20 protein-coding genes are annotated in these 20,898 nt (G+C 71.9%); 12 read left to right on the forward strand and 8 right to left on the reverse strand.

Translation table 11 applies throughout. The annotated features are described in order from the left end of the window. Positions 1-98: 98 nt before the first annotated feature. From AB0N31_RS15375 to AB0N31_RS15385, 3 genes are all read right to left on the reverse strand, one after another. Positions 99-911: a thioredoxin domain-containing protein gene (locus AB0N31_RS15375; RefSeq protein ID WP_366058856.1), complete on the reverse strand. Its 813-nt coding sequence runs from the start codon at positions 909-911 to the stop codon at positions 99-101. Positions 912-1,084: 173 nt separating this feature from the next. Next, complete coding sequence (locus tag AB0N31_RS15380) at positions 1,085-1,777, reverse strand: hypothetical protein (protein WP_366058857.1); 693 nt, start codon at positions 1,775-1,777, stop codon at positions 1,085-1,087. Positions 1,778-1,857: 80 nt separating this feature from the next. Next, complete coding sequence (locus tag AB0N31_RS15385; RefSeq protein WP_366058858.1) at positions 1,858-3,207, reverse strand: DUF2252 domain-containing protein; 1,350 nt, start codon at positions 3,205-3,207, stop codon at positions 1,858-1,860. A 315-nt stretch (positions 3,208-3,522) separates the two neighbouring features. Between AB0N31_RS15385 and dnaE the strand changes: the two genes are divergently transcribed. Further along, positions 3,523-7,062, forward strand: a complete 3,540-nt coding sequence (gene dnaE, locus AB0N31_RS15390; RefSeq protein WP_366058859.1) for a DNA polymerase III subunit alpha — start codon at positions 3,523-3,525, stop codon at positions 7,060-7,062. 88 nt (positions 7,063-7,150) lie between these two features. On the opposite strand, the gene AB0N31_RS15395 is transcribed toward dnaE, so the two are convergent. Next, positions 7,151-7,315, reverse strand: a complete 165-nt coding sequence (locus tag AB0N31_RS15395; RefSeq protein WP_363087249.1) for a hypothetical protein — start codon at positions 7,313-7,315, stop codon at positions 7,151-7,153. Positions 7,316-7,539: 224 nt separating this feature from the next. Between AB0N31_RS15395 and AB0N31_RS15400 the strand changes: the two genes are divergently transcribed. From AB0N31_RS15400 to AB0N31_RS15415, 4 genes are all read left to right on the forward strand, one after another. Beyond that, the gene (locus AB0N31_RS15400; RefSeq protein ID WP_366058860.1) at positions 7,540-8,754 is read left to right on the forward strand and encodes an NYN domain-containing protein; all 1,215 of its coding nucleotides are present in this window, start codon (positions 7,540-7,542) and stop codon (positions 8,752-8,754) included. A gap of 109 nt (positions 8,755-8,863) precedes the next feature. Beyond that, positions 8,864-9,838, forward strand: a complete 975-nt coding sequence (locus AB0N31_RS15405; protein ID WP_366058861.1) for an ABC transporter ATP-binding protein — start codon at positions 8,864-8,866, stop codon at positions 9,836-9,838. A 64-nt stretch (positions 9,839-9,902) separates the two neighbouring features. Further along, positions 9,903-10,727 (forward strand): ABC transporter permease, encoded by an 825-nt coding sequence (locus AB0N31_RS15410; RefSeq protein WP_366058862.1) that lies wholly within the window; start codon positions 9,903-9,905, stop codon positions 10,725-10,727. Between the two features lie 34 nt (positions 10,728-10,761). Next, positions 10,762-11,457: a DUF2567 domain-containing protein gene (locus tag AB0N31_RS15415; protein ID WP_366058863.1), complete on the forward strand. Its 696-nt coding sequence runs from the start codon at positions 10,762-10,764 to the stop codon at positions 11,455-11,457. 283 nt (positions 11,458-11,740) lie between these two features. On the opposite strand, the gene ybaK is transcribed toward AB0N31_RS15415, so the two are convergent. From ybaK to AB0N31_RS15435, 4 genes are all read right to left on the reverse strand, one after another. After that, on the reverse strand, positions 11,741-12,244 hold the full coding sequence (gene ybaK, locus AB0N31_RS15420; RefSeq protein WP_366058864.1) for a Cys-tRNA(Pro) deacylase: 504 nt from the start codon (positions 12,242-12,244) through the stop codon (positions 11,741-11,743). 17 nt (positions 12,245-12,261) lie between these two features. Next, on the reverse strand, positions 12,262-13,002 hold the full coding sequence (locus AB0N31_RS15425) for an LON peptidase substrate-binding domain-containing protein (protein ID WP_366058865.1): 741 nt from the start codon (positions 13,000-13,002) through the stop codon (positions 12,262-12,264). A gap of 11 nt (positions 13,003-13,013) precedes the next feature. Then, on the reverse strand, positions 13,014-14,051 hold the full coding sequence (locus AB0N31_RS15430) for a hypothetical protein (RefSeq protein ID WP_366058866.1): 1,038 nt from the start codon (positions 14,049-14,051) through the stop codon (positions 13,014-13,016). A gap of 157 nt (positions 14,052-14,208) precedes the next feature. Beyond that, positions 14,209-15,786: an oxidoreductase gene (locus tag AB0N31_RS15435; protein WP_366058867.1), complete on the reverse strand. Its 1,578-nt coding sequence runs from the start codon at positions 15,784-15,786 to the stop codon at positions 14,209-14,211. A 169-nt stretch (positions 15,787-15,955) separates the two neighbouring features. On the opposite strand from AB0N31_RS15435, the gene hisD reads away from it, so the two are divergent. From hisD to AB0N31_RS15470, 7 genes are read left to right on the forward strand one after another with little or no spacing between them, the layout of a single operon-like run. Beyond that, a complete protein-coding gene (hisD, locus tag AB0N31_RS15440) occupies positions 15,956-17,281 on the forward strand; it encodes a histidinol dehydrogenase (RefSeq protein ID WP_366058868.1) in 1,326 nt (441 codons plus the stop codon). Continuing rightward, positions 17,278-18,384 (forward strand): histidinol-phosphate transaminase, encoded by a 1,107-nt coding sequence (locus tag AB0N31_RS15445; RefSeq protein ID WP_366058869.1) that lies wholly within the window; start codon positions 17,278-17,280, stop codon positions 18,382-18,384. Before hisD ends, AB0N31_RS15445 begins: the two co-directional genes overlap by 4 nt. Further along, the gene (hisB, locus tag AB0N31_RS15450; protein ID WP_366058870.1) at positions 18,381-18,974 is read left to right on the forward strand and encodes an imidazoleglycerol-phosphate dehydratase HisB; all 594 of its coding nucleotides are present in this window, start codon (positions 18,381-18,383) and stop codon (positions 18,972-18,974) included. The genes AB0N31_RS15445 and hisB overlap by 4 nt, the downstream gene beginning before the upstream one ends. Further along, positions 18,971-19,135, forward strand: coding sequence for a hypothetical protein (locus AB0N31_RS15455; protein WP_170109940.1), 165 nt, complete (start codon positions 18,971-18,973; stop codon positions 19,133-19,135). The genes hisB and AB0N31_RS15455 overlap by 4 nt, the downstream gene beginning before the upstream one ends. Beyond that, positions 19,132-19,776, forward strand: coding sequence for an imidazole glycerol phosphate synthase subunit HisH (hisH, locus tag AB0N31_RS15460; protein ID WP_366058871.1), 645 nt, complete (start codon positions 19,132-19,134; stop codon positions 19,774-19,776). Before AB0N31_RS15455 ends, hisH begins: the two co-directional genes overlap by 4 nt. Further along, positions 19,773-20,498, forward strand: coding sequence for a bifunctional 1-(5-phosphoribosyl)-5-((5-phosphoribosylamino)methylideneamino)imidazole-4-carboxamide isomerase/phosphoribosylanthranilate isomerase PriA (gene priA / locus AB0N31_RS15465; protein ID WP_366058872.1), 726 nt, complete (start codon positions 19,773-19,775; stop codon positions 20,496-20,498). Before hisH ends, priA begins: the two co-directional genes overlap by 4 nt. Beyond that, positions 20,495-20,890, forward strand: coding sequence for a RidA family protein (locus tag AB0N31_RS15470; RefSeq protein WP_366058873.1), 396 nt, complete (start codon positions 20,495-20,497; stop codon positions 20,888-20,890). The genes priA and AB0N31_RS15470 overlap by 4 nt, the downstream gene beginning before the upstream one ends. Positions 20,891-20,898 lie beyond the last annotated feature (8 nt).

Below are 20,898 nucleotides of genomic sequence, written 5' to 3' on the forward strand. Positions count from 1 at the left end.
CAGATTACTGACCAGTACGACGCAGGGCGGGCGAACTGGCAAAAGTTCGCCCGCTCTTCGGTTCTCCGTCTCTCAGGCTGCCGTCACGCGGCGGCCGTTCAGGCCTTGAGGGCCGCCTCGAGCGCGGTGTTGAAGTCGGCGACCGTCATCGGGGCGTTCTGACTGCCGGGTGCGGTCAGCGGCTTCCCGTCCATCCTCAGGGTCGGGGTGCCCGACACACCGCTCTTGTCGAACGTCTCGGACATCTCCAGCGCCCACCTGTCGTAGGTGCCGTCCTTCACGGCCTTCTGGAACGCGGCGTTGCCCTTGAGCGCGGAGACCGTGTCCGCCGCCTTGATCAGGTAGCTGTCGTCCTTGAACTTGTCGTCGGACTCCTCGGGGTGCCACTTCGCCGAGTACAGCGCCGTCTTGTACTCGAGGAACGCCTCCGGGCTGACGTCGAGCGCGGCGCCCAGCGCGCTCAGCGCGTTCTTGGAGCCCTCGCCGGTCAGGCTGTTGTCGAGGAAGGTGGCGCCGACGAACTGGAGCTTGAACTTGCCGGCGTCGTAGTCCGACTTCACGGTGGCGCCCACGGTCTGCTCGAACTGGGCGCAGACCGGGCAGCGCGGGTCCTCGTACATCACGAGGGTCTTCTTGGCGGTGCTCTTGCCCATCACGACCGTCGTGCCGTTCTCACCGGTGGTGTTGGCCGGCTTGACCAGCGGCTTGTCCTTGGCCTCCTCCCAGTACGTGGGCTTGTTGTTCTGGACGACCGCGTAACCTATGCCGCCGGCCACCGCCAGCACCGCGACGACCGAGCAGGCCACGACGACCTGCCGCTTGACCTTGGCCCGCTTGGCCTGACGTTCGCGCTCGAGACGCAGTCGCTCGCGGGCCGCCGTCTTCGCCGCCGCACTGTTGCGCTTGCTCATGGTGGTGTTCTCCAGGTGGGACGCGCACGGGGGTGCGCGGATACGTGTGTGGGGACTGTCGTGCTCCGGGGCCGCGCAGGGCGATCGGGACGGGGACCGGCCCGGTGATCGAACCCGTCGGATCGAAGCCGGTGACCGGACCCGGTACGTCCGACCGGGCGATCCGGTGTCGCTCAGGCGGCGGCCGGGCGCGGGGGTCCGCGACGTCCCAGGGAGTGCACGAGGATCCGGTCGCGGCTGGTGGCGACCGGACGGCGCGCGGGCCGCGGCAGGCGGCGGGCAGCCGGGGTGCCGCGGACGGTCACGGCGGCCACGGCCAGCAGCAGCGGCCGGAACGTGGTCGCGGTCGCCGCGCGCAGCAACTGGCCCAGCGCGCGCTCGCCCCGCCGCAGCCAGGCCGCGGCGACGAGGCCGACGCCGACGTGCGCGCCCAGCAGCAGCCAGGCCGTCGACGGGTCGGCGTGGGCGAGGAGGCCGCCGACCCGCTCGGGGTCGGTGCCGGTCACGCGGGCCAGCGGGGCGCCGACACTGGTGCCGTCGCCGCACAGGACGTCGAGGCCGACGGAGCGCAGCGGGCCGGCGACCGGGCCGCCCGCCCGGCCGTAGCAGACGTGCTGGCCGGTGGTGAAGACGGTGTCGGCCGCCAGCTCCAGCGGGATCAGCAGGGCGGCGATCCGCCCGAAGCCGCGCTCCCGGCCCGCCAGCGCGTACGCCAGGAGGAACACGGCGACCGCGAGGGCGGCCACCGTGTTCAGCGGCAGCGGGACCCGGGACAGCAGCACGTGCGACGCGGTGCTGAGCGTCACGACGAAGGCCGTGAACAGCGCCGCGCGTACGGCTCTGAGGCGGGTCCCGGATATGTCCATAGCGGAGGAGAGTGTGTCACGCGCGCCGGTAAGAGGCCCCTAAAGGGTTGCTGTGAGCGCCCTTTTCGTTATGGAGCCCGTCACAGACCCGGGATCCGGCCGTTGCGGAACAGGTCGAGGAAGATCTGGTGGTCCGCACGCGCGCGTGCGCCGTAGGCGTGCGCGAAGTCGACCAGGAGCGGCGCGAAGCCCTCCTCGTCGCCGGCGATCGCCGCGTCGATGGCCCGCTCGGTGGAGAACGGCACCAGCGACTCGCCGGAGGTGTCGTCCGCCGCCGCGTGCATGGTGGCCGTGGCCCGGCCGAGGTCGGCGACGACGCCCGCGATCTCCTCCGGGTCGTCGATGTCGCTCCAGTCCAGGTCCACCGCGTACGGCGATACCTCGGCGACCAGCTGACCCGCGCCGTCCAGCTCGGTCCAGCCCAGCCACGGGTCGGCGTGCTGCTGGAGGGCCCGCTGGGAGATCACCGTGCGGTGGCCCTCGTGCTGGAAGTAGTCGCGGATCGCCCGGTCGGTGATGTGCCGGGAGACGGCCGGGGTCTGGCCCTGCTTGATGTAGATCACCACGTCGTTCTCCAGGGCGTCGCTGTGGCCCTCCAGGAGGATGTTGTACGAGGGCAGGCCCGCCGAGCCGATGCCGATGCCCCGGCGGCCGACGACGTCCTTCACGCGGTAGGAGTCCGGGCGGGCCAGGGAGGTCTCCGGCAGCGTCTCCAGATAGCCGTCGAAGGCGGCGAGGACCTTGTAGCGGGTGGCGGCGTCCAGCTCGATGGAGCCGCCGCCCGGCGCGAAGCGGCGCTCGAAGTCGCGGATCTCGGTCATGGAGTCCAGCAGCCCGAATCGGGTCAGGGAACGGGCGTCGCGCAGCGCGTCCAGCAGGGGGCCCTCGGCCGTGTCCAGCGTGAAGGGCGGCACCTCGTCCTGCTTGGCACCCGTCGCCAGGGCGCGGATCCGCTCGCGGTAGGCGCCCGCGTACACCCCCACCAGCTCGGTGATCTGGTCGTCGCTGAGCGCCTTCGCGTACCCGATCAGGGCGATCGAGGCGGAGAAGCGCTTCAGGTCCCAGGTGAAGGGGCCGACGTACGCCTCGTCGAAGTCGTTGACGTTGAAGATCAGACGGCCCTGGGAATCCATGTAGGTGCCGAAGTTCTCCGCGTGCAGATCGCCGTGGATCCACACGCGCGAGGTGCGCTCGTCCAGGTAGGGCCCGGTGAAGGCGCCGGTCTCGCCGCGCCCGCCGCTCGCCGCGTCCTGGTCGTGGTAGAAGAGGCACGCCGTGCCCCGGTAGAACGCGAACGCCGAGGCCGCCATCTTGCGGAACTTCACACGGAACGCGGCCGGGTCCGCGGCCAGGAGTTCGCCGAAGGCGGTGTCGAGGACGGCGAGGATCTCCTCGCCGCGAGGCTCTTCGTTGAGCTGCGGAACCGACATCGCGGGGTGCCTCCTGGTGCTTCATGCGTACGACAGCGTTTCTGTCGTCTCCAACGGGCGGACGCGTGCGAAAGTGCCCACGGCCCCCCGCTGTGAAGGTACGCCGGGGAGCCGCCCGCCCGTCACCCGGCCACCGCCCCTCATCGAGGCGCTTCGCGCCACCGTGTTCACCTCACCTGTCAGTGCCGAGGCATAGACTTCGAGGCTGACCCCCCGACCGTCCGCCAGCCCGTCGTCGATCGTTCACCCGTCGCCCGACCGCCGCCCGCAGCACGGCGCGTCGCGCCGCAGCACCTGCCCCATGGAGGCCATGCCGTGTCGAAGCCGCCGTTCACGCACCTGCACGTCCACACCCAGTACTCGCTGCTGGACGGTGCCGCGCGGCTGAAGGACATGTTCAACGCGTGCAACGAGATGGGCATGACCCATATCGCCATGTCCGACCACGGCAATCTCCACGGGGCGTACGACTTCTTCCATTCCGCGAAGAAGGCCGGGGTCACCCCGATCATCGGGATCGAGGCGTACGTCGCCCCCGAGTCGCGGCGCAACAAGCGCAAGATCCAGTGGGGCCAGCCGCACCAGAAGCGCGACGACGTCTCCGGTTCCGGCGGTTACACGCACAAGACCATCTGGGCGGCGAACGCGACCGGCCTGCACAACCTCTTCAAGCTCTCCTCGGACGCGTACGCCGAGGGCTGGCTCCAGAAGTGGCCGCGGATGGACAAGGAGACCATCTCCCAGTGGTCCGAGGGGCTCATCGCCTCCACCGGCTGCCCCTCCGGCGAGCTCCAGACCCGCCTGCGCCTCGGCCAGTACGACGAGGCGCTGAAGGCGGCGGCCGAGTACCAGGACATCTTCGGCAAGGACCGCTACTTCCTGGAGCTGATGGACCACGGCATCGAGATCGAGCGCCGGGTCCGCGACGGCCTGCTGGAGATCGGCAAGAAGCTCGGCATCCCGCCGCTGGTCACCAACGACTCGCACTACACGTACGCGCACGAGGCGGCCGCCCACGACGCCCTGCTGTGCATCCAGACCGGCAAGAACCTCTCCGACCCGGACCGTTTCCGCTTCGACGGCACCGGCTACTACCTGAAGTCCACGGACGAGATGTACGCCATCGACTCCTCGGACGCCTGGCAGGAGGGCTGCGCCAACACCCTCCTGGTGGCCGAGCAGATCGACACGACCGGCATGTTCGAGGCCAAGAACCTCATGCCGAAGTTCGACATCCCCGAGGGCTACACGGAGGTCAGCTGGTTCAAGGAGGAGGTCCGCCGCGGCATGGAGCGCCGCTTCCCGGGCGGCATCCCCGAGGACCGGCAGAAGCAGGTCGAGTACGAGATGGACGTCATCATCCAGATGGGGTTCCCGGGCTACTTCCTCGTCGTCGCCGACTTCATCATGTGGGCCAAGAACAACGGCATCGCGGTCGGCCCCGGCCGAGGCTCCGCGGCCGGCTCGATCGTCGCGTACGCCATGGGCATCACCGACCTCGACCCGATCCCGCACGGCCTGATCTTCGAGCGGTTCCTCAACCCCGAGCGCGTCTCCATGCCGGACGTCGACATCGACTTCGACGAGCGCCGGCGCGTCGAGGTGATCCGGTACGTGACCGAGAAGTACGGCGCCGACAAGGTCGCCATGATCGGCACCTACGGCAAGATCAAGGCGAAGAACGCCATCAAGGACTCCGCGCGCGTGCTGGGCTATCCGTACGCGATGGGCGACCGTCTCACCAAGGCGATGCCGGCCGACGTCCTGGGCAAGGGCATCGACCTGAACGGCATCACCGACCCCTCGCACCCCCGCTACAGCGAGGCGGGCGAGATCCGCGCGATGTACGAGAACGAGCCGGACGTGAAGAAGGTCATCGACACCGCCAAGGGCGTCGAGGGCCTGGTCCGGCAGATGGGCGTGCACGCGGCGGGCGTGATCATGTCCAGCGAACCGATCGTCGACCACGCCCCGATCTGGGTGCGGCACACCGACGGCGTGACCATCACCCAGTGGGACTACCCCCAGTGCGAGTCGCTGGGCCTGCTGAAGATGGACTTCCTCGGCCTGCGCAACCTCACGATCATGGACGACGCCATCAAGATGGTGAAGGCCAACAAGGGCATCGACCTGGAGATGCTCGCCCTCCCGCTGGACGACCCCAAGACCTTCGAACTGCTCTGCCGCGGCGACACCCTCGGCGTCTTCCAGTTCGACGGCGGCCCGATGCGCTCGCTGCTCCGCCAGATGCAGCCCGACAACTTCGAGGACATCTCCGCCGTCTCGGCCCTGTACCGGCCCGGCCCGATGGGCATGAACTCGCACATCAACTACGCGGAGCGCAAGAACGGCCGCCAGGAGATCACGCCGATCCACAAGGAGCTGGAGGAGCCCCTCGAGGAGGTCCTGGCCGTCACCTACGGTCTGATCGTCTACCAGGAGCAGGTGCAGAAGGCCGCCCAGATCATCGCCGGGTACTCCCTCGGCGAGGCCGACATCCTCCGCCGCGTGATGGGCAAGAAGAAGCCCGACGAGCTGGCGAAGAACTTCACCATCTTCCAGGCCGGCGCGAAGAGGAACGGCTACAGCGACGAGGCGATCCAGGCCCTGTGGGACGTGCTGGTCCCCTTCGCCGGCTACGCGTTCAACAAGGCCCACTCGGCCGCGTACGGACTGGTCTCGTACTGGACGGCGTACCTGAAGGCGAACTACCCCGCCGAGTACATGGCCGCGCTGCTCACCTCGGTCAAGGACGACAAGGACAAGTCGGCCGTGTACCTCAACGAGTGCCGCCGCATGGGCATCAAGGTGCTCCCGCCGAACGTGAACGAGTCCGAGTCGAACTTCGCCGCCCAGGGCGACGACGTGATCCTCTTCGGCCTCTCCGCGGTGCGCAACGTCGGCACCAACGTCGTCGAGTCGATCATCAAGTCCCGCAAGGCCAAGGGGAAGTACTCCTCCTTCCCCGACTACCTCGACAAGGTCGAAGCGGTGGTCTGCAACAAGCGCACCACGGAATCGCTGATCAAGGCCGGCGCCTTCGACTCCATGGGCCACACCCGCAAGGGCCTCACCGCGCAGTACGAGCCGATGATCGACAACGTGGTCGCGGTCAAGCGCAAGGAGGCCGAGGGCCAGTTCGACCTCTTCGGCGGCATGGGCGAGGAACAGAACGACGAGCCCGGCTTCGGCCTCGACGTCGAGTTCACCACCGACGAGTGGGACAAGACGTACCTGCTCGCGCAGGAGCGCGAGATGCTCGGCCTGTACGTCTCCGACCACCCCCTCTTCGGTCTGGAGCACGTGCTGTCCGACAAGGCGGACGCCGGCATCGCCCAGCTCACCGGGGGTGAGCACGCCGACGGCGCGGTCGTGACCATCGGCGGCATCATCTCGGGTCTCCAGCGCAAGATGACCAAGCAGGGCAACGCCTGGGCCATCGCCACCGTCGAGGACCTCGCCGGTTCCATCGAGTGCATGTTCTTCCCCGCGACCTACCAGCTGGTCTCGACCCAACTCGTCGAGGACGCCGTGGTGTTCGTCAAGGGCCGCCTCGACAAGCGGGAGGACGTGCCCCGCCTGGTCGCGATGGAACTCCAGGTGCCGGACCTGTCCAACGCGGGCACCAACGCGCCCGTGATCCTCACCATCCCGGCCGTGAAGGTCACCCCGCCGATGGTCAACCGCCTCGGCGAGATCCTCACCCACCACCGGGGCGACAGCGAGGTCCGGATCAAGCTCCAGGGCCCGACGAAGACGACCGTGCTCCGCCTGGACCGGCACCGGGTCAAGCCCGACCCGGCCCTGTTCGGCGACCTGAAGGTGCTGCTCGGCCCGTCCTGCCTGGCCGGCTGAGCCGCGGACGCACGCAAGGGGCGCACCCGGACCTCCGGGTGCGCCCCTCCTGCATGCGCCAGGGCGTCAAGGGCCCGTCACGCGGATGCTAGTTGTGGCCGAAGCGCTTGCCGCGTCCCTTGCCGCGGGCCATCTCGCCGGGCGCCATCTGCGTCGGGTTCGACTCGTCCTGCGGCTCCAGGGTGGCCTGCGCCGTCTGCGGGGTGCGCTCGGACTGCGGCTGCTTACGGTCACGGTTCTTGTTCTTGGCCATGGGGATCTGCCTCCTGTTGGGGGTCTAGGGGCCAGGGCCGGAATCAGATTCACATAGGCTGACTTGTGGCGCATTTCGGATAATTACCGTCGGTGACAGGGTCCGTCGGCGGGCTCCGCCCCGAAACGCCACGCCGAAGATCGAGTTCCGGCCGTTAACCCCCGTGCGGTCGGGCAGACTCGAAGCAGGCCTGAAGCAAACCTCCCGGGAAGAGGGTGAGTCGTGTGGACCGCTGCATCGTCCTGGTGGACGCCGGGTATCTGCTGGGGGCCGCCGCGAGTCTCCTCGCCGGAGAACCCTCGCGCTCCCGGATCACCGTCGATCACGCCGCCCTCGTCCAGGGCCTGCGCGAACAGGCCGAGTCCGAGACCGAACGGCCCCTGCTGCGCATCTACTGGTTCGACGGCGCCCCCGACCGCGTCCCCCAGCCCGAGCACCGCAGACTGCGCGTGATGCCGCGGGTCACCGTCCGGCTGGGCGCCCTGACCCGCAGCGACGGCCGCTGGGCGCAGAAGGGCGTCGACGCCGCGATGCACGCCGAGCTGACCGAGCTGGCCCGCAACCGGGCCTGCTCCGACGTCGTCCTCGTCACCGGTGACGGCGACCTGCTGCCCGGCATGATGGCCGCCAAGGAACACGGCGTCGCCGTCCACCTGTGGGCCGTCCAGGCCGCCGACGGCGACTACAACCAGTCCGAGGACCTCGTCGCCGAGGCCGACGAACGGCGCGTCCTGGACCGCACCTGGATCACCAAGGCCGTACGCGCCAAGGACCTCGGCGGGGTCTGCGCGCCGCCGCCCGTGCCGCGGCCCGAGATCGCCGCCATCCTCTCCGCGCCGCTCCCCGAATCCACCCTGGCGCCCACGTCCGAGCGGCCCGCGGAGCAGAGCGAGCACCCCTCCGCCGCCACCGGCAACGGCCCCCGGGACCGGGTCCCCGCCCCCAAGGGCGTCCCCACCCCCAAGGACCTCGCGGCCCTGCGCGCGCCCGGCGACCGGGCCGCCCAGCCCCCGGCCACCGCGACCCTGCGCTGGTCCTCCGACAGGGGCTGGGTCGACCGGCCCGGCACCGCCGCCGAGCCCCCGGAGATCGCCTCGATGCCGACCCTCGCGCAGGTCACCACGGCCGAGCAGCGGTGGGCCGACCGCGAGGAGGACATCACCACCGTCGGCGGCGACCCCTTCGAGGTGGGGCAGGTCTTCGCCCGCCGCTGGATGGGGCGCCTCGGCGACCAGAACCATCTCCAGAAGCTGTCCGGCATGTACCCGCGCATCCCGCACCGCATCGACGGCGAACTGCTGCGCTACGCGGCCCGCTTCGGCCTCCTCGCGCACAAGGACGACCAGATCGACGAGCACGACCGCTACGCCATCCGGGCGGGGTTCTGGCGCGAGATCGACGTCCGGGCGACGGCCGAGCACGCGCCCGCGGCGGACTGAACCGGACACTCTGGGCGCCCCCCGACGGCGGGCGGGGCGCGCCGACCCCGTAGGCTCGTTCCTTGTGAGTACGCGCGCGGCATCGACCATTCGGCACCGGGACGAGGTCGTGTGTGCCGTACGCGGACTGACCAAGACCTATCCGGCGGTCCGGGGCCGGCGCGGCACTGCCGGGACCCCCGAGGTCCGCGCCACCGACGACGTGCGGCTCGACGTGCGGCGGGGTGAGATCTTCGGCCTGCTCGGGCCCAACGGGGCCGGCAAGACCAGCGTCGTGCGCCAGGTCACCGGTCTGATGCGGCCGGACGGCGGCAGCGTGGAGATCCTCGGCCACGACATCGTGCGCCACCCCGAACGGGCCGCGCGCATCCTCGCCTACCTCGGTCAGGAGTCCACCGCCCTCGACGAACTCACCGTCTCCCTCGCCGCCGAGACCACCGGACGGCTGCGCGGACTCCCCGTGCGCGAGGCCCGGCGGGAACGGGACGCCGTGCTCGAGGAACTGGGGCTCACCCCGATCGCCGGCCGGCCGCTGCGCAAGCTCTCCGGCGGACAGCGGCGGCTGGCCTGCTTCGCGACCGCGCTGGTGGGGGAGCGGCCGCTGCTGGTGCTGGACGAACCCACCACCGGGATGGACCCCGTCGCCCGGCGCGCCGTGTGGTCCGCCGTGGACCGGCGGCGCGCCGAGCGCGGCACCACCGTGCTGCTCGTCACCCACAACGTCATCGAGGCCGAGACCGTCCTCGACCGGGTCGCCGTCCTCGACCGCGGCCGGGTCATCGCCTGCGACACGCCCGCCGGGCTCAAGGAGCAGGTCGCCGACGAGGTACGGGTCGAGCTGGTGTGGCGGGAGCGGGCGCCGCTGGACGTCCCCGAGGTCGCCGCGCTGCGCGAGCGGGCCGTGGAGTCCGGGCGCCGCTGGACGCTGCGGCTCGGCCCCGAGGAGGCCCGCACGGTTGTCGCCACCGTCACCGGCGGGGCCGCCTTCGCCGCCCTGGACGACTTCACCCTCGCCACCCCCAGCCTGGAGGACGTCTACCTGGCGCTGGGCGGGGCCGCGCGGCAGGGACTGGTGAAGGCGTGAGCAGGACCGTCCCCGCGTCCGTACCGAACAGGGCGACCACCGGACCCAAGAGGAGCACCGCGACGTGAGTGTCGTACCCGCAGAGGTTCTGCCGGGCAGCGCCCTGGCCGTGGACGGACAGCCGGCCCGGGAGGCGGCCGAGCTGGCGCCGCGCGCGCGGCTGTGGCCGTCGCTCGTGGCCGTGTACCGGGCGCAGCTGTCCCGCGCGCGGGTGGCCCGCATCCCGCTCCTGTTCGTGGCGACCTTCCAGTCGGTCGGCATCCTGATCATGATGCGCGGGGTCGTGGAGGGCGGACGCGAGGCGGAGGCCGTGGTGGCCGGCTCGGCGGTCCTCGTCGTCGCCTTCGTCGCGCTGAACCTGCTGGCGCAGTACTTCGGCCAGCTGCGGGCCACCGGTGGCCTCGACCACTACGCCACGCTGCCGGTGCCGCCCGCGGCCGTCGTGCTGGGCGCCGCGGGCGCGTACGCCTCCTTCACCGTGCCGGGGACGCTGGTGACCGCGGTCTTCGGCGCCGTGCTCTTCGGACTGCCGCTGACCCACCTGTGGGTGCTGGCGCTCGTCGTCCCGCTGTCCGGCGCCGCGCTGGCCGGGCTCGGCGCGGCCTTCGGCCTGCTCGCCCCGCGCCCCGAGCTGGCCACCGTGCTCGGCCAGCTGGGCATGTCGGCGGCGCTGCTGCTCGGCGTGCTGCCGCCCGACCGGATGCCGGAGACGGTGCGCCTCGCCCGCGACCTGCTGCCGTCGACGTACGGCGTGGAGGCGCTCGCGCGGACCTTCCGGCCGCACCCCGACTGGGCCTTCGTGCTCGGGGACCTCGCGGTGTGCGCCGCCGTCGGCGTGGTGTCGCTGGCGGTCGCCACCTGGGCGTACCGCCGGGCCGCCGTCCGATGACGCACGGCACGGACGGGCCTGGCACGATGTCAGGGTGACCGCACCGCTGACTCCCCCTCCGCCGCCGCACGAACCGTCCCCGGGCGACGCCTGGCCGTCGCCCGGCGCACACCCCGATGCGGCCGCATTCCGGGGCGTCGCGCCCCACGACGCCGGACACGGACAGGACGGGCCCGGGATGAAGACGGAGCTGCGGGAAGCCGCCGTGATCACCGTCGTGGTCGCGCTCGTCGGCGTGGCACTGGGTCTGCTGTGGCTGTGGCTGGCGCCGCGCGTCCCGCTGGTCGGGGAGGCCGTGGACGACAACTGGGTCGTCTACCTCAAGGACACCGAGGGCGAGCAGGCCGTCGGTGTGGACGGAACGTTCGTCCTGCTCGCCATGGCCTGCGGCGCCGTGAGCGCCGCCGCCGTGTTCGCCTGGCGCCGACGCGGAGGCGTGCCGCTGGTCGTGGCCCTGGCCCTCGGCGGACTGCTCGGCTCCCTGCTGGCGTGGCGGCTGGGCGTGTGGCTCGGCCCCGGGCAGGACGTGATCGCGCACGCGAGGGCGGCGGGCGCGGGCGTCACGTTCTCGGCCCCGCTGAAGCTGAGCGCCAAGGGCGCGCTGCTGGCCTGGCCCCTGGCCGCCCTCCTGGTGCACCTCGGCCTCACGGCCCTGTTCGGCCCCCGCGACCCCGATCCGTACGGGCAGGGACCGCTCCCGAAGGACCCGTACGGAGCGCCGCTCGGGTAGGGCGGGCGCCGCGCCCGCGCTGGGCGTGCGGTGCCCGAGCCGGGGCGCGGCACTCGGCGGGCTTGTGCGCCGGGGAGCGGTGGGGCGTGGCCGGGCTCGGCGGGCGCGTGGCCGAGGTGGCCGGGTGCGCCCGGCTGTACGGAGCGTGCGGTGGCCGTACGAGGCGTGCGGCGCTCGTGCCGGGCGGCACCCGAGCCGGAACCGTGGCTGGGCGTGCCGGGTCCGGGCCGGGGGTGCGGCTGGGCGTGCCCGGCCCGTACCGAACCTGTCGGGCGCTCGCCGGTCAGGAGCGGCCGATGGGGGACAGGACCGCTTCCGTGAGCTCGGCCAGGTCGGTGGGGGCCAGTTCGACCTCCAGACCGCGGCGGCCCGCCGAGACGCAGATGGTGGCGTGCGCCCGCGCCGAGTCGTCGAGCACCGTGGGGAGCTTCTTGCGCTGGCCCAGCGGGGAGATGCCGCCGCGGACGTAGCCGGTGGTGCGTTCGGCGAGGGCCGGGTCGGCCATGGCGGCGCGTTTGCCGCCGACCGCCGCCGCGAGGGCCTTGAGATCGAGCGAGCCGGCGACCGGCACCACGGCGACCGTCAGGGTGCCGTCCACGTCGGCGACCAGGGTCTTGAAGACCCGGTCGGGGGAGACGCCCATGGCCTCGGCGGCCTCCTCGCCGTAGGACGGGTGGGCCGGATCGTGGTCGTAGGCGTGGACCGTGAACTCCACGCCCGCCGCCGTCAGGGCGACGGTCGCGGGCGTGCCGCCGGACTGCTGCTGCTTCTTCGACTTCTTCGCCATCAGGGCCTTCCCGTGCGTCAGTTCAGACTCGTCTGCCCGCGGGTCAGATCCGCCGCGGGCAGCGAGGGCAGGCTACGGAGGATGGCCGTCTCCACGCGCAGGAGTTTCAGCTCGTCGCGCAGCCGGGAGGCGGTGTCCGGGGCCTGGAGCAGCCGCTGCTTGGCGGGCGTGTCGAGCATCATCGCGGCCGCCACCAGGTACGACACCACGGACGGATCGTCCGGCAGGTCCGCCCCGGTGGACAAGGAGCGTTCGCGGGCGCCCGCCAGACGCTTCTGGTACTGGCGGAAGGCCCGCAGGACGCCCTCCGCGAGCGCGCCCGCCTCGTCGCCCGGCTCCTCCGCCAGCTCCTCCAGTTCCGCCACCAGGAAGGGGCCCGAGGCGTCCACCGACACCAGGCGCACCCGGGTCGTCCCGGTGGCCAGCACCTCGAAGGTGCCGTCGGCGCGCTCCCGGACCGTCGCCGCGTCGGCGACGCACCCGACGGAGTGGAACGCCTTGACCGGGTCGTCGCCGAACCCGGCGGCGGGACCCCGCCGGGGCGGCGCCGTCGCGTCCGGCATGCCCGGGGCGGCCGGTGCGACCTCGTGGCCGTCGCGGATGGCGACGACGGCGAACCGGCGCGCCTCCTCCTCGGGGGTCTTCAGCAGATCGCGCATCAGGGCGCGGTAGCGCTCCTCGAACACGTTGAGCGGCAGCACCAGTCCGGGGAAGAGGACGGTGTTCAGCGGGAAGAGCGGCAGCCGGACGGTGGTCACGGCGCAGAAGCCTAGTGGTCCGTGGGGTACGCGCGTTCCCCGTGCCCGTTCCGCGGATGGTCCGGGGGCTCTCCGGAGGGTCCCGCGCACACGCTCTCGCGCACCGCCAGGAAGTGTCCCAGCGGGTCGTCGGACAGCCGGCCCCACGGGAAGGACGTGGCGTACGGGCCGACCAGACGCAGCTGGGCGAGGGCGTCGGCCCGGCGGCCGAGCCGGACCAGGACGTACGTCAGGAGGTTGCGGATCTCGGCCGTCCACGGGTCCGACCCCGGGAAACGGGCGGAGAGCACGATCGCGCGGTCGGCGGCCGCGTCGAGGCGCTCGCGGGGCACCTCGGGCCCGCAGCCGTCGGTCAGGTAGGAGAAGGCGGCCCGTACCGGCAGCGCCTGGACGAGCGAGCCGGCCGGGGCGTCCTGCGCGGCACGGTCGGCGAAGTCGAAGCACTCGCGGTGGGAGCCGTGCCAGGACTCGGCCAGATAGCGTTCGGCGGCCACATGACAGCCGTAGTGGTGCGGGGCGCGGCGGACGGCGGCCGCCCACAGCTCCTCGAAGTACGTGTGCCCGGCGTTCGAGCCGCGCGCGTGGTCCAGGGCGATCCGCCACGGCACCGGGTCGCGGTGGTCGCCCTGCGCGGCGGCCGTGATCAGCGGGCTCACCTCGCGCAGCAGCTCGGCCCGGGCGGGTGACCCCCAGGCGCGCCCCACCGCGAGCTGGGCGGCCACCAGCAGGACGTCGGGGTCGTACGGGGCGGCGGCCCGCCAGTCCTCGAACCACTCCGGGCGGGACCGCGCGAAGGACGCGAGGCGGGTGACGTACCGGTCGCGGTACTCCCACTCGGCCCGCTCCCTGGTGCCGGCCAGCAGCGCGGCGGCCGCCCCGTACGCGCCCCGCCCGGCCGCGACCAGCGCGGGGCCCAGGCGGTCGTCGGGCACGTCGAGGAGCACCTCGTCGTCGGCCGGGAGTCCGGCCGCGGGGCGGGGGACGGCGGTCCGCGCGCGCCGGGACGCGACCGTCCGCGGGGCGCGGATGAACGGGGGCAGCAGAGCCATGGTTTTGCCATTGAAAAGCGATCGGCCGACCCCGCGCCAGGGGGCGGGGCGAACCTCTGGAAAGTTGTACGCCACCGGGTCAAGGCCGGGTAAAAGGTGAAGGTTCCGCTCCGGTGGGCCGGCTTTCCGGGCGGGTCGCACCGGGCCCCGGCCGCCGTCAGCCGCGTCGCAGCGCCCGGGTCACGCCCGCCGCGACCGTCGTGGCCAGCACCCAGCCCAGCAGGATCATCGCCGTCTGCACCCACTGCCAGCCGTCGTGCAGCCGCCACTGGCCCGCCTGGCCCAGGTCGATCACGGGCAGCAGCAGGTCGAGGGCGAACAGCGCCGGATTCCACGGCGGGTGCCCGTCGCGGTTGACCGGCGGATGGTCCGCGTGCGCGAACGCCAGGGAACTCGCCGCCCACAGCACCGCCATCCACACGGCCGCCCGGCCCGGCCGGTAGCCGTAGGCCACCGTCCAGTCCTGGGCGTACCCCCAGAGCTTCGCGGCCGGCGGCAGCGTCTCGCGGCGCCTGCGCTGCTTGGCGAGCAGCACCTCGCGGGCGTCCTCGTCCTCCCCGCCGGCCCGCAGCACCGCCGCCAGCCGCTCGTACGGCTCCGGGTTGTACTCGGCGGTCGCCGCGGCCACCCAGCCCAGGCGCTCGTCCAGCGGGAACGGCCCCTGCGGCACCAGGTTCTCGTACGCGAAACCGCCCATGTGCAGGTTGCCGGGGCCCGGCCAGGCGCCCGCGCGGTCCACCAGGTTGACCACCCGCGCCCCCGACAGCACCACCTTGCCGCGCTGCGGCCGCTCCCCGAGGAAGCGCAGCTCGGGCGTCTGCACCCGGCGCAGCGACAGCTCCTGGTCGTCGGTGAAGCTGAACCGGGCCTGCTCCAGGTCGACGGCGTCCCCGAACCGCCCGTCGTCCAGGCGCACCCCGCCCCGGCACTCGAAGCGCTGGACGCGGGTCCCGCGCGCGGGAGTGGTGCCGCTCAGCGCCTGGCCGCCGAGGCCGGCCGGGGTCAGGTAGAGGGAACGTTCGACGGTGAGCTGGGGCGCGTTCAGCGCGAACCGGGTGTACGGATTGGTCAGCCGCGCCCCGCGCAGGCTCAGCGAGACCCCGATCTTGGCGCTGCGCAGCCGCAGCTCGCCGTGCGACTCCAGCATCTCGGCCTGGAGGTCCTGGCCGACGCTCAGGCCGTCGGCGGTGATCGAGCGGCCGCTGCGGTCGCGGTAGACGATCGCCATGTTGAGCATCAGGTCGGTGCCGATCTGCGCGTCGGTGAGCCGGACGCCGTTGTGGAAGCGGCAGCGGGGCAGGTGCAGATCCCCCTCCGTCTGGAGCCGGGCGGCCTCCAGCCGCGGCACCGAGCAGTCCACCATGCGCAGCGTGGACACCCGCGCCTCGGGCAGCAGCACGTCCCGCTCGAAGCGGCAGCGCTTCATCTCGACGTACGGCTCCACGGTGCCGCCCGCCAGGTCGAGGCTGTCGCTGATCTGCACGCCGACCAGCTTGAGCGAGGACACCCGGCCGGCGAGGGCGGGCGGCCCGTCCAGCAGCAGCCAGGCCACGATCCGCGCCCTTACCGTGCGGGACTCGCCCCAGGGGTGCCCGCCGTGCGGGTCGTCGACGACGCCGTCGCCACTGCTGAGGTCGTACACGCTGCCGTTGCGGAAGGCCTGCCACATGCCGGCCTCGGCGGCGGTCAGGTCGTCCGGCAGGTCCCCGGTCCGGATGCCGGCTCCTTCCGTCACGCTGCTTCGGTCCCTTCGCTCGCGCACACGTTCCGCACAACCGTTCATGCCCGGTGGGTGACGCCCCGAACGCTAACCGTGAGGAGGATCTTCCGTTTCCGGCCACGTTCTGTATCAGCCATTGATACGCGCGGACGACCTCCGATTCCGGTCTGAGAGAATTGACGTCGTGATCTCCCGAATCGATCTGCGCGGCGACGCCCTCCCCGAGGGACCCGCCCTGCGCGACCTGCTGCCCCGAGCCGACTTCGACGTCTCGGCCGCCCTCGAGAAGGTGCGTCCGATCTGCGAGGCCGTGCATCATCGTGGCGACGCGGCACTGATCGACTTCGCCGAGAAGTTCGACGGCGTCCGGCTCGACCGGGTGCGGGTCCCCGCCGAGGCCCTCGCCCGCGCCCTCGCGGAACTCGATCCCGCCGTGCGCGCGGCCCTGGAGGAGTCCATCCGCCGCACCCGTGCCGTCCACCGCGAGCAGCGCCGTACGAACCACACGACGCAGGTCGTGCCCGGCGGCTCGGTGACCGAGAAGTGGGTTCCGGTCGACCGCGTCGGGCTGTACGCGCCCGGCGGCCGGTCGGTCTACCCGTCCTCCGTGATCATGAACGTGGTCCCGGCCCAGGAGGCCGGCGTCGAGTCGATCGCGCTCGCCTCCCCGGCCCAGGCCGACTTCGGCGGACTGCCGCACCCGACGATCCTCGCCGCGTGCGCGCTGCTCGGCGTCGACGAGGTCTACGCGGCCGGCGGCGCCACCGCCGTCGCGATGTTCGCCTACGGCACCGAGTCCTGCCCGCCCGCCAACATGGTCACCGGCCCCGGCAACATCTGGGTCGCCGCCGCCAAGCGCTACTTCACCGGCAGGATCGGCATCGACGCCGAGGCCGGCCCGACCGAGATCGCCGTCCTGGCCGACTCCACCGCCGACCCCGTCCACGTCGCCGCCGACCTGATCAGCCAGGCCGAGCACGACCCCCTGGCCGCCGCCGTCCTGGTCACCGACTCCGCCGAGCTGGCGGACGCGGTCGAGCGGGAGCTGGAGCCGCAGGTCGCGGCCACCCGACACATCGACGACCGGATCGTCCCGGCCCTCAAGGGCCGGCAGTCCGCGATCGTCCTGGTCGACGGCATCGACGAGGGCCTGCGGGTGGTCGACGCCTACGGCGCCGAGCACCTGGAGATCCAGACGGCCGACGCCGCCGCGGTCGCCGACCGGGTGCGCAACGCGGGCGCGATCTTCGTCGGACCCTGGGCGCCCGTGTCGCTCGGCGACTACGCCGCCGGGTCCAACCACGTCCTGCCCACCGGCGGCTGCGCCTGCCACTCCTCCGGCCTGTCCGTCCAGTCCTTCCTGCGCGGCATCCACATCGTCGACTACACGAAGGACGCGCTGGCCGACATCGCGCACCACGTGGTCACGCTGGCGGAGGCGGAGGACCTGCCCGCGCACGGCGCGGCGATCAAGGCACGGTTCGACTGGAAGGTACCCGAGGGCAAGTGACCGGCATTGACGATCTCCCCGTACGGGACGAGCTGCGCGGCAAGTCCCCCTACGGCGCGCCCCAGTTGGACGTGCCGGTACGGCTGAACACCAACGAGAACCCCTACCCGCTGCCCGAGGCGCTCGTCGAGCGGATCACCGAGCGCGTCCGCGCGGCCGCCCGTGACCTCAACCGCTACCCCGACCGGGACGCCGTCGAGCTGCGCACCCGGCTCGCCGCGTACCTGACGGACACCTCCGGGTACGAGGTCGGTCCGGCGAACGTCTGGGCCGCCAACGGCTCCAACGAGGTCATCCAGCAACTGCTCCAGACCTTCGGCGGACCGGGCCGCACCGCGATCGGTTTCGAGCCGTCGTACTCGATGCACGGCCTCATCGCGCGCGGCACCGGCACAGGATGGATCTCCGGGCCGCGCAACGAGGACTTCACCATCGACCTCGCGGCCGCCGAGAAGGCCATCGCGGAGAACCGGCCGGACGTCGTCTTCGTCACCACCCCCAACAACCCCACCGGCACCGCCGTCCCGGCCCCGACCGTCCTCGCGCTGTACGAGGCCGCGCAGGCCGCCAAGCCGTCCATGGTGATCGTGGACGAGGCCTACGTCGAGTTCAGCCACGGCGACTCGCTGCTGCCGCTGCTCGAAGGTCGGCCGAATCTCGTCGTCTCGCGGACGATGTCGAAGGCCTTCGGCGCGGCCGGCCTGCGTCTCGGCTACCTCGCCGCCCACCCGGCCGTCGTGGACGCCGTCCAGCTGGTCCGGCTGCCCTACCACCTGTCCGCCGTCACCCAGGCGACCGCCCTGGCCGCCCTGGAACACACCGGCACGCTGCTGAAGTACGTCGAGCAGCTCAAGGCGGAGCGGGACCGTCTGGTGGCCGAACTGCTGGCGCTCGGCTACGAGGTGACCGCCTCCGACGCCAACTTCGTGCAGTTCGGCCGGTTCGAGGACGCGCACGCGATGTGGCGGAAGATCCTCGACCGGGGCGTCCTGGTCCGTGACAACGGCGTACCGGGATGGCTGCGGGTCACCGCCGGGACCCCCGAAGAGAACGACGCGTTCCTCGACGCGGTCCGTGAGATCAAGAAGGAGCAGGGTTCATGAGCCGTGTCGGACGCGTGGAGCGCACCACCAAGGAGACGTCCGTCCTGGTCGAGATCGATCTCGACGGCACCGGCAAGGTCGATGTGGCGACCGGCGTCGGCTTCTACGACCACATGCTCGACCAGCTCGGCCGGCACGGTCTGTTCGACCTGACCGTGAAGACCGACGGCGACCTGCACATCGACTCCCACCACACCATCGAGGACACCGCCCTCGCGCTGGGCGCCGCCTTCAAGCAGGCGCTCGGCGACAAGGTGGGCATCTACCGCTTCGGCAACTGCACGGTCCCACTGGACGAGTCCCTCGCCCAGGTGACGGTGGACCTGAGCGGCCGCCCCTACCTCGTGCACACCGAGCCCGAGAACATGGCGCCGATGATCGGCGAGTACGACACCACGATGACCCGGCACATCCTGGAGTCCTTCGTCGCCCAGGCGCAGATCGCGCTGCACGTGCACGTGCCCTACGGACGCAACGCGCACCACATCGTGGAATGCCAGTTCAAGGCGCTGGCCCGGGCCCTGCGCTATGCCTGTGAGCGCGACCCGCGCGCGGCCGGCATCCTCCCCTCCACGAAGGGTGCGCTGTGACCGGCCTGTCGACCATTCTGATCGTCGTCGGCCTCTTCCTGGCCGGCGGCATCTACTCCTTCGTCAAGCAGGACATGCCGAGGAGCCTGATCGTGCTTCTCTCCATCGGCGCCGCGATGTGTCTGGTCGCGGGAGTGATGAGGCTGGAGGTGTGGAGTTGACCGCCGCATCCAAGAAGGTCGTCGTCTTCGACTACGGCTTCGGCAACGTCCGCTCCGCCGAGCGCGCCCTCGCGCGCACCGGGGCCGACGTCGAGATCACGCGTGACTTCGACACGGCGATGAACGCCGACGGGCTGCTGGTGCCGGGCGTCGGCGCCTTCGCCGCCTGCATGAAGGGCCTGCGGGCCGCCCGCGGTGACTGGATCATCGACCGCCGGCTGTCCGGCGGCCGCCCGGTGATGGGCATCTGCGTCGGCATGCAGATCCTGTTCGCCCGCGGCATCGAGCACGGCGTCCAGACCGAGGGCCTCGACGAGTGGCCCGGCGCGGTCGAGCCGCTCCAGGCGGAGATCGTGCCCCACATGGGCTGGAACACCGTGGACGCCCCGGCCGGCTCCCAGCTGTTCGCCGGCCTGGACGCGGACGCACGCTTCTACTTCGTGCACTCCTACGCCGTCCAGGACTGGTCCTTCGACGAGCACAACCCCACCATGCAGGCGCCCAGGGTGACCTGGTCGACGCACGGCAAGCCGTTCGTGGCCGCCGTGGAGAACGGTCCGCTGTGGGCCACCCAGTTCCACCCCGAGAAGTCCGGCGACGCCGGAGCCCAGCTCCTCACCAACTGGATCGGAACCCTGTGAGCAAGCTCGAACTCCTCCCCGCCGTCGACGTCCGCGACGGCCAGGCCGTCCGGCTCGTGCACGGCGAGTCGGGGACGGAAACTTCTTACGGTTCGCCCCTGGAGGCCGCCCTCGCCTGGCAGCGCTCGGGCGCCGAGTGGCTGCACCTGGTCGACCTGGACGCCGCGTTCGGCACCGGCGACAACCGCGCGCTGATCGCCGAGGTCGCGGGCGCCATGGACATCAAGGTGGAGCTGTCCGGCGGCATCCGCGACGACGACACCCTCGCCGCCGCCCTCGCCACCGGCTGCACCCGCGTCAACCTGGGCACGGCCGCCCTGGAGACCCCCGAGTGGGTCGCCAAGGTCATCGCCGAGCACGGCGACAAGATCGCCGTCGGTCTCGACGTCCGCGGCACCACCCTGCGCGGCCGCGGCTGGACCCGGGACGGCGGCGACCTCTACGAGACGCTGGAGCGCCTGAACAAGGAGGGCTGCGCGCGGTACGTCGTCACCGACATCGCCAAGGACGGCACCCTCCAGGGCCCCAACCTGGAGCTGCTGCGCACCGTGTGCGCCGCCACGGACCGTCCGGTCGTCGCATCCGGCGGGGTGTCCTCCCTCGACGACCTGCGCGCCATCGCCGACCTGGTCCCCCTCGGTGTGGAGGGCTCCATCGTCGGGAAGGCGCTCTACGCGAAGGCGTTCACCCTGGAAGAAGCCTTGGAGGCTGTGTCTTCATGACGTCCGAAACCGTACGGCGCGTGCAGAGCGGAAATCCCTGGGAAGAGACTCTCGGCTTCGCGCGCGCCGTGGCGGCGGGCGACATGGTGCTGGTGGCGGGCACGACGTCCTTCAAGGGCAGCGTGCTGTACGGGGAGGGCGACCCCTACGAACAGGCCAAGGTGGCCTTCACCAGCGCCCTGGAGGCGATCGCCGAGTTCGGGCTGGGACCCGAGTCGGTGGTCAGGACCCGGATGCACCTGGCGCATCCGCGGGACGTCGACGAGGTGGGCCGGGCCCACAAGGAACTCTTCGACACCGTGCGCCCGGCCGCGACCCTGCTGGTCGTGGAGGGGTTCATCGACCCGCGCGTCCTGGTCTCCGTGGAACTGGAAGCGTTCAGAGGCAACTAGTAGAAGCA

The sequence above is a fragment of the Streptomyces sp. NPDC051051 genome, from assembly GCF_040682975.1.
Taxonomy (GTDB): Bacteria; Actinomycetota; Actinomycetes; order Streptomycetales; family Streptomycetaceae; genus Streptomyces.

What these genes read in the sequence shown, in the direction of transcription:
- AB0N31_RS15375 (WP_366058856.1), bottom strand. Translation starts at nt 911, where the DNA reads ATGAGCAAGCGCAACAGTGCGGCGGCGAAGACGGCGGCCCGCGAGCGA.
- AB0N31_RS15380 (WP_366058857.1), bottom strand. Translation starts at nt 1,777, where the DNA reads ATGGACATATCCGGGACCCGCCTCAGAGCCGTACGCGCGGCGCTGTTC.
- AB0N31_RS15385 (WP_366058858.1), bottom strand. Translation starts at nt 3,207, where the DNA reads ATGTCGGTTCCGCAGCTCAACGAAGAGCCTCGCGGCGAGGAGATCCTC.
- AB0N31_RS15395 (WP_363087249.1), bottom strand. Translation starts at nt 7,315, where the DNA reads ATGGCCAAGAACAAGAACCGTGACCGTAAGCAGCCGCAGTCCGAGCGC.
- ybaK (WP_366058864.1), bottom strand. Translation starts at nt 12,244, where the DNA reads ATGGCGAAGAAGTCGAAGAAGCAGCAGCAGTCCGGCGGCACGCCCGCG.
- AB0N31_RS15430 (WP_366058866.1), bottom strand. Translation starts at nt 14,051, where the DNA reads ATGGCTCTGCTGCCCCCGTTCATCCGCGCCCCGCGGACGGTCGCGTCC.
- hisB (WP_366058870.1), top strand. Translation starts at nt 18,381, where the DNA reads ATGAGCCGTGTCGGACGCGTGGAGCGCACCACCAAGGAGACGTCCGTC.
- AB0N31_RS15470 (WP_366058873.1), top strand. Translation starts at nt 20,495, where the DNA reads ATGACGTCCGAAACCGTACGGCGCGTGCAGAGCGGAAATCCCTGGGAA.